Origin of the sequence: Desulfosarcina sp. (assembly GCF_041551955.1) — a bacterium.
GTDB lineage: Bacteria > Desulfobacterota > Desulfobacteria > Desulfobacterales > Desulfosarcinaceae > Desulfosarcina.
On the sequence record NZ_JBFELV010000226.1, the window covers coordinates 1 to 7,995 of the forward strand.

General features: G+C 56.0%; 5 protein-coding genes. 4 read left to right on the top strand and 1 reads right to left on the bottom strand.

Annotation, left to right across the window (positions count from 1 at the left end):
- Positions 1-828 (bottom strand): DUF2339 domain-containing protein (locus tag ABYV26_RS15950; protein ID WP_372682348.1); only part of this gene is annotated, 828 nt, incomplete at its 3' end.
- Positions 829-1,355: 527 nt separating this feature from the next.
- Between ABYV26_RS15950 and ABYV26_RS15955 the strand changes: the two genes are divergently transcribed.
- The 4 genes from ABYV26_RS15955 (at position 1,356) to aceA (ending at position 6,788) form a co-directional block, all read left to right on the top strand.
- Positions 1,356-1,577, top strand: coding sequence for a hypothetical protein (locus tag ABYV26_RS15955; RefSeq protein WP_372682349.1), 222 nt, complete (start codon positions 1,356-1,358; stop codon positions 1,575-1,577).
- Positions 1,578-1,584: 7 nt separating this feature from the next.
- Positions 1,585-3,303: a bifunctional isocitrate dehydrogenase kinase/phosphatase gene (aceK, locus tag ABYV26_RS15960; protein WP_372682350.1), complete on the top strand. Its 1,719-nt coding sequence runs from the start codon at positions 1,585-1,587 to the stop codon at positions 3,301-3,303.
- A gap of 375 nt (positions 3,304-3,678) precedes the next feature.
- The gene (gene aceB, locus ABYV26_RS15965) at positions 3,679-5,280 is read left to right on the top strand and encodes a malate synthase A (RefSeq protein ID WP_372682351.1); all 1,602 of its coding nucleotides are present in this window, start codon (positions 3,679-3,681) and stop codon (positions 5,278-5,280) included.
- Positions 5,281-5,447: 167 nt separating this feature from the next.
- On the top strand, positions 5,448-6,788 hold the full coding sequence (gene aceA, locus ABYV26_RS15970; RefSeq protein ID WP_372682352.1) for an isocitrate lyase: 1,341 nt from the start codon (positions 5,448-5,450) through the stop codon (positions 6,786-6,788).
- Positions 6,789-7,995 lie beyond the last annotated feature (1,207 nt).

Sequence of the window (7,995 nt, forward strand, 5' to 3'; positions counted from 1 at the left end):
GGCATCCTGAAGCACCGCCAAGATGCCGGAAAAGATCACCAGGCCCACCATCACCCCGAAGGTGAGGGTCAGCGGCACCATGTGGAAGAGTCGGGCGGAGGCAAAGAGGGTCAGGTACATCACGCCGATGCCGCCGCCCTGAAGAGTCACCGCATAGCCGAATCGACGGATGCGCAACCACCAGCCCAGAAGCAGCAGCCCGATGCCGGCGGCAAATGCGGCCGTCAGGCGAATCTCAAGCGGCACCAGGTCCCGGGCGGCAGCGTATTTCACCATGAAGGCGAAGCCAAACAGCAGAACCACCACTCCCACCCGCACCATGAGGTTGCCACCCAAGAAAAATTCTTTTATCGAGTCGCCCAGACCGCCCGACGGCTGTGACGACCGATCCGGCATCGGTGGTTTCGTCGGCAGGGCAAATTCAGCGATGGCTGCGTCGGACAATTCCAGCTCCAGAGAAGGGATCTCGGTGGTCGCATTCGGGGAAGGTGCGGGCACCGTCGCCGTTTCAACTGCAGCCGCCGCTGCGGGTGCTTCTTCCGGCCCAGACGCGTCCGCGTCACTGCCGCGGCCGGCATGAGCCGCTCGAGACGGGGTCGACGCGTCGCCGGATGACACCGGTCCAGCACCTGTCTCGCCGGAAAGCAAACCAGCGATCTGCGTCTCCATGGCCGCCAGTCGGGTTTTCAGGGCGAGTAGCCCGTTCCGCTGATTAATGACCGCCGCTGCCAGCAGACCGATAACGCCGCCCAGCAGAAAATCACCCCGGCCATAGAGGTAAAAGCTGCCCATGACAGCCCCGATCAACCCTAAAACGAAGTAGATCATGCACCCTTCCTTAATTCTCGGGCAATGGCCCGGCCTGTCTATGATTTCCACTACCAACGCACACCGAACGGCCTGCAATTGAACCGCGATAGCGAGCGCATTCCCAGCCGCTTGCGGCGGGGTTGGCGAGCGAACTAGAAATCGCTTTTTTTATCCTTCCGGTGAACCCTCCCCGCGGTTTGCCGCGGGGAGGGTTCAATACGCAGCGGCGTGCATCATACGAAAAGCACCTGACATGTCAGCGAAAATGGACCATCTTGCCGACCGCCGTCGACTGCCGGTACTGCCCCCATAGTTCGGCCGACCAAGGCGTTTACTCAAGAAAAAACATAGCCGTTTCGCCGCGATCAAACCCAAGGGGCGGCAATGGCCATCGCCCGGCCTGTTCGAATCATCGGTATAAAATTCAATTCGGGAGACTTCGGAGATACCGGCGGCCATCACCTGAAGGCCTGCTCGGTTTGACATTGTCCGATCAGGCATCATTTTTATGCCATTGTCCACCCAATGAAAAAAGGAGTCTCGTTATGGCCTACACATGTAAGAGTTGCGGCGCCATTGCCGAATCACCGGGGCATCTGTGCAATCCCTGCGGGGACAAAGAAAAATGCAGCTTCTGCGGGACAGCGGAAGTTGACGTCAAGCACGTCTGCAAGGACAAGCTGGCGGAAATGAAATATGTATGCAATGGGTGCGGCCGCGTGGCGATGGAAGAGGCCCATCTTTGCAGCCCGGCCCCGATCAAGTAGCCTGAAGATGACGATCGAAACATTGGCACAAAACTGTTCCAGCTGCATCCATGAGCGGTTCTGGGACTATGAGGATCGTTTTCGCCGGATTACGCTGCGTGCACCCGGACGATTCATGAACCGCCAGTGGGAACGGGTCCAAGCCGACACCACCGAAAGGCTCAATCTATACGCAACGGTCGTCGACCAGACAGCAATCGACATCCGCAGCCTGCTCGAAGACCGGATCGCTGATGAAGCCTTATGGTCCGCGGCCAAAGCCGACTACGCCGTCCGAATCACGGGTATGGATGACCGGGAGTTGGCCGAAACCTTTTTCAATTCGGTCACCCGCCGCATTTTCGGCACCGTCGGGGTGAATCGCCAGATCGAGTTCGTCCACGATGACCGCCAGCCGGCACTGCCGTGCCCGACGGATTCCGTTTTCATGACCTACCCGTTGGCGGGAACCATTGAACCGGTGGTCCGACAGATCCTTTCCGATTACAGCGACCTCAAAATCGACCGTGCATCCCTTGAAAGGAGCATGCCCCGGATCGTGGAGCGCGTGGAAAAAAGCCTGAACCAAATCAAAAGCCGCGTCCAGCCGGTTCGTATCGAAATGATTCGCCACGTCTTCTACCGCGGTCAGGGTGCTTATCTCATCGGACGCGTGGTGGCGGGAAAACAGATGATCCCGCTGGCTTTGGCGCTGCTTCATTCATCGGAAGGCGTGGAGGTGGATGCCCTGCTGCTCGACACAGACGGGTTGAGCATCGTCTTCTCCTATACCCGCTCGGCATTTCACGTGTCGATGGACCATCCTTGCGAACTGGTCGGTTTTCTCAAATCCATCATGCCTGCCAAACCTGAAGCTGAGATCTACTCTGCCATCGGCTACTTCAAACACGGCAAGACCGTGCTTTACCAAGATGTTTGCCGGCACACGGCAGTGTGCACGGACGGCGGGTTCCGCCTATCGCCGGGCAAGCGGGGTATGGTCATGGTGGTGTTTGACATGGCCGACCATGAAATGGTTGTCAAACTGATCCGCGACCGCTTCGACACTCCCAAGAAAACCACCCGAAACAAGGTCATCGAACAATATGACTTCGTGTTCAACCACTACCGGGTGGGACGACTCATCGAGGCCCATACCTTCGAACACCTCTCATTCGACCGCTGCTGGTTTTCAGACGATCTGATCGATCACCTCACAGCCGAAGCCGGACAGACCGTTCACCTGGTAGGCGATCGCGTGATCATCGACCACGCTTATCTGGAGCGTCGGGTGACCCCGCTCGATATTTACCTGAAGGAGCAGACCCGTATAAAAACCGAAGCCGCGGTGGTGGACTTCGGCAATGCGATCAAGGATCTGGCATTCGCCAACATCTTTCCCGGCGACCTGCTGCTCAAAAACTTCGGTGTGACCCGCCACGGGCGTGTGGTGTTTTACGACTACGATGAAATTGTGCCACTGACCGCCTGCCGGTTCAGGAAAATTCCCCAGGCGCGGACATACATGGAGGAGATGGCCGACGAACCCTGGTACGCCGTGGGGGAGGACGATGTCTTTCCCGAAGAGTTTGCCCGTTTTCTGGGACTCTCACCCGGTCATCGGGACCTTTTTTTAAGCCAGCACGCCGACCTGCTGGCGCCGGACTTCTGGATAAAGGCGCAGGATGAAATCCGTTCAGGGCACATTCGACACATCCGCCCCTATCAACCTCGATACCGGCTGTGATGACGGCATTATGGTTGACCGGGTTTACTTTCCACCACGCAGCATTATCTTTGTCCAGGTTTCTCACAGGCAGGCAGTCGAAAAACCATCGTGCTTGGTCAACCCGCGTTTAAATTCGGCTCAAAATGCTCATTCGTACATCATGCACACCGTTTTTTTGCGGAGCGGTGAATCGGTTTGCCGGCACCGATCATAGGTTCAGCACCCTTTAAGACGTATGGTTTCACGAAGACCAGTTGCCGGCGCATATCGGCACCACCATTTCTTTATTGTTCCTGACTCAGTCCCGACCGTTCCCCTTGTCGGGCCGCCGAGGAGGGCCGACATTCAAGGATGAATGAGGCCCTTCCGACAATTCACAAAAGGAGGAATCAGATGAGTAACACCCGCATTCCCGATGGCGTCACCATCAACGCACCGGTCCCCGACGCGTTCAGCAGCATCTTGACCCCCGACGCCCTGAGCTTTGTGAGGACACTTGCCCGTCGGTTCGACTCCCGTCGGCGGGAACTGATCGCCCGACGGGAGAAGGTTCAGGCTGATATTGACGCCGGGAAACTGCCGGATTTTCTGCCGGACACGAAGCCTATCCGGGATGGTGACTGGACGGTGGCCCCCGTGCCCGATGACCTCTCCGACCGCCGGGTTGAAATTACCGGGCCGGTAGACCGAAAAATGGTCATCAACGCACTCAATTCCGGCGCAAAGACCTACATGGCGGATTTCGAAGACAGCCACAGTCCCACCTGGACGAACACCATGGACGGACAGATCAACCTTCGCGACGCGGTCAACCAGACCATCGAATTTACCAACCCGGAAGGCAAAACCTACCGCTTGAATGACAAGACCGCCACCCTCATCGTCCGCCCCCGCGGCTGGCACCTGGTGGAAAAACATGTTCTGGTTGACGGGAAGCCGGTTTCGGGGAGCCTGTTCGATTTCGGACTCTTCTTCTTCCACAACGCCAAGGCACTTCTGGACCGGGGCAGCGGGCCCTACTTCTACCTGCCCAAGATGGAGAGCCACCTGGAAGCGCGGCTGTGGAACGAGGTCTTCGTCGCCGCCCAGGAGGCGCTGGGCATCCCGACAGGCACCATCAAAGCGACGGTGCTCATCGAGACGATCATGGCCGCCTTCGAGATGGATGAAATCCTCTATGAGCTCAAGGACCACAGTGCCGGGCTGAACTGCGGGCGCTGGGATTACATTTTCAGCTTCATCAAACGTTTCAAGAATGTTCCCGGCTATCTGTTCCCCGACCGGGCTCAGATCACAATGACTCGCCACTGCATGCGCTCTTACTCGCTGCTGGCGATCAAGACCTGCCACCGCCGCCGGGCCTATGCCGTCGGCGGCATGGCCGCACAGATTCCGATCAAAAGCGACCCGGAAAAAAATCGCGAGGCGTTGGGGAAAGTCCGGGCGGACAAGACCCGTGAAGCCACCGACGGCCACGACGGCACCTGGGTGGCCCATCCGGGTCTGGTTTCCATCGCCATGGAGGAGTTCGACAAGGCCATGCCGGCACCCAGCCAGGTCGACCGCGTGCGCGAAGACGTCCACGTCACGGCTGCGGATTTACTGAAGGTGCCTGCCGGTACCATCACCGAACCGGGCATGCGCACCAACATCAGCGTGGGGATCCAATACATGGCCAACTGGCTTTCGGGTCTGGGGTGCGTCCCCCTTTACAACCTCATGGAAGACGCGGCCACCGCCGAAATTTCGCGGGCTCAACTGTGGCAGTGGATCCACCATCCCGATGCGTCCCTCGACGACGGAAGGAAGATCACCCTTGACCTGTTTCGTTCGATGATGAAGGAGGAGATGGAGAAGATCAAAGATGAGGCGGGCGATACCCATTTTCAGCAGGTCAAGTACGATCAAGCCGCAGCCCTGTTCGACGAAATTATCGCCGCCGACAGCTTGGCTGAATTTTTAACATTGAAGGCCTATGATCATCTGGAGGGATAATTTAACCTGCGTGCCGCATGGACGACTTACCACGACCATCCTTTTCGGGTGTAGGAGCGGCTTCCAGCCGCGATAAGTTGGTTTGAGGCGATTTTTTATATCGCGGCTGGAGGCTGTTGCTGCGTCTCCAGCGCGGGAATGAAGTTTTACAAAAGGAGAGAGGCAAGATGAAGACCATAGAAGAGAAAGCCGAAGAGATCTGCCAGCGATTAACCTGTCACGAAGTGGTGGCCGACGAGCGCGAAGAATTGGAAACGCACTGGGCAAAGGATCCACGTTGGAAGGGCATCGTCCGCCCCTACTCTGCCGAAGATGTGCTCAAGCTGCGCGGCAACCTGACCATCGCCTACACCTTTGCGACCATCGGCGCCAAGCGACTCTGGTACTTGATCAACCACGAGGACTATGTGCCGGCGCTTGGGGCGCTGACGGGCAACCAGGCAGTTCAGCAGGTCGAGGCCGGTCTCAAAGCCATCTACCTGAGCGGTTGGCAGGTGGCCGCCGACGCCAACCTGGCCGGCGAGATGTACCCTGACCAGAGCCTCTATCCGTCCAACAGCGTGCCGGCAGTGGTCCAACGCATCAACAACGCCCTGCGGCGGGCCGACCAGATCCAGGTGCTTGACGGAAGAAAGACCGGCCCCTATTGGTTCGCCCCTATCGTCGCCGATGCCGAGGCCGGGTTCGGTGGCCCCCTCAACGCATTCGAGCTGATGAAGCAGATGATCCAAGCCGGCGCCGCGGGGGTGCATTTCGAAGACCAGCTCTCCTCGGCAAAAAAATGCGGACACATGGGCGGCAAGGTGCTGGTTCCAACGCAGGAGGCGGTGGCCAAACTCGTGGCGGCACGCTTGTCCGCCGACGTCTGCGGCGTGCCGACCGTTCTCGTGGCGCGAACGGATGCCGATGCCGCCAAGCTGGTTACCAGCGACATTGACGAACGGGACCGGCCATTCATTCTCGACCAACCTCGCTCCAGCGAAGGTTTCTTCTACGTAAAAAACGGCGTGGAATCTGCCATTGCCCGGGGCTTGGCCTACGCCCCTTATGCAGACATGGTCTGGTGCGAAACGTCCAAACCGGACATCGATCAGGCCAGGCGCTTTGCCGAGGGCATTCACGAGAAGTTCCCCGACAAACTGCTGGCCTACAACTGCTCTCCGTCGTTCAACTGGAAAGCCAACCTGGACGATGCCACCATCGCCACCTTTCAGCGCGAACTCGGCGCCATGGGATACAAATTCCAGTTCGTCACCCTGGCCGGGTTTCATGCCCTGAACCTGGGGATGTTCGATTTGGCCATGAACTACCGCAAAAACGGAATGCTGGCCTATTCCCGGTTCCAGGAAGAGGAATTTCGCTTCGGTAAGGAAGACGGCTACACGGCCACCACCCACCAGAAATTCGTGGGGGCCGGCTACTTCGACCGGTTAATCGATACGATCAGCAGTGGCGATTCCTCGGTGGGGGCCATGTCCGGCAGTACCGAAGAGGATCAATTCAAGTAAGGCGAGAAAATTGAGGAGCGGCGTAGGTTTGGCTGATGAGAAATAGGTTACGCCGGCGCTTGACACCGCCATGAGCCCTTTATCGATTTTTAAAATGGGTTTAAACGGTGAGCGGCAAAAAACAGCGGGCCCCGGAAATCCGGCGGCCCGTTGTCTTTAGGTCTACCTGCGTTTAGTCCAGTCCTGAAGCTTCAGGAAATTTTACACCCGCAGGCGCACTGGTTGTTTTTCATCTGGCAAACCGATTCGTGTTCCCGGCTTTGCATACATGCATGGTAGGCTGACTCGCAGCTACTCATACAGCGCTCGCTATCATTTTTATTTGACTGGCTCATGTTTCACCTCCCTGATCAGTACTTACATTGCCCGTTTCATGTGCAGGATTGAAACCGCATGGTATCCATCGGCGAGACCTCCGCTCACGGTTATCCTCAATCAAAAGGTAAGCATGATTGGTGTGAAAACCAAGCCTGCGTCAAAAAACCGTCATTCCCGGTGGCGATACGCAGGCATATGATGAAATGGAAGCCAACCGTTCATCCTAATCAAAATTGGATCGAATAGCGTTTTGCTTTCAGGTTGAAGGTTATTACCCCATGTCATCGACTCAACCATTCTGTGATCTTGAAACGCCCCTTTCGAAGTCGACATTGCTATCGAGGTCGACATCAACCTCACGGCCGTGTTTGTCGATATCGAAAACGATGCCGATAGCGTTGGATTATCCCGACATGAACGTTTTTTAAGTAAACGACGCTGGTTGTTTATTATCAATAGATGAGACCGGAAAGGATCAACAATCGCCTAATCCGGTTATTAAATAACTGCTATAATTTACCTGCATGATCGGTTCAACAAACAAAAAAGAGACCCCATGAACCGTATCTTTTCAAAAAAAAGGTTGATTGTATTATTACATTCATGTCAAATAGAAAAAATATTTGTTATACCTAAGTTGATTTATTTTCCATCGTGTTAACTATAAAAAGTAGTTTCTTTTTATTCATCGGAATTAAAAAAAGGAGATTCAAATGCCGGCTAAAAAGAAGATCGACGGTGCCAAGTTAATCAAAATGGTCGAAAGCGGTAAGCATCAGCAGGAAATTATGAAAGAGTTTAAATTCAATACCGCCGCACAATTTAAAGCGCATTATCTCGATGCGTTGATGAAAGCCGGAAAAGCACCGGAAATCAAGTCCGGACGTAA

What these genes read in the sequence shown, in the direction of transcription:
- ABYV26_RS15955 (WP_372682349.1), top strand. Translation starts at nt 1,356, where the DNA reads ATGGCCTACACATGTAAGAGTTGCGGCGCCATTGCCGAATCACCGGGG.
- aceB (WP_372682351.1), top strand. Translation starts at nt 3,679, where the DNA reads ATGAGTAACACCCGCATTCCCGATGGCGTCACCATCAACGCACCGGTC.
- aceK (WP_372682350.1), top strand. Translation starts at nt 1,585, where the DNA reads ATGACGATCGAAACATTGGCACAAAACTGTTCCAGCTGCATCCATGAG.
- aceA (WP_372682352.1), top strand. Translation starts at nt 5,448, where the DNA reads ATGAAGACCATAGAAGAGAAAGCCGAAGAGATCTGCCAGCGATTAACC.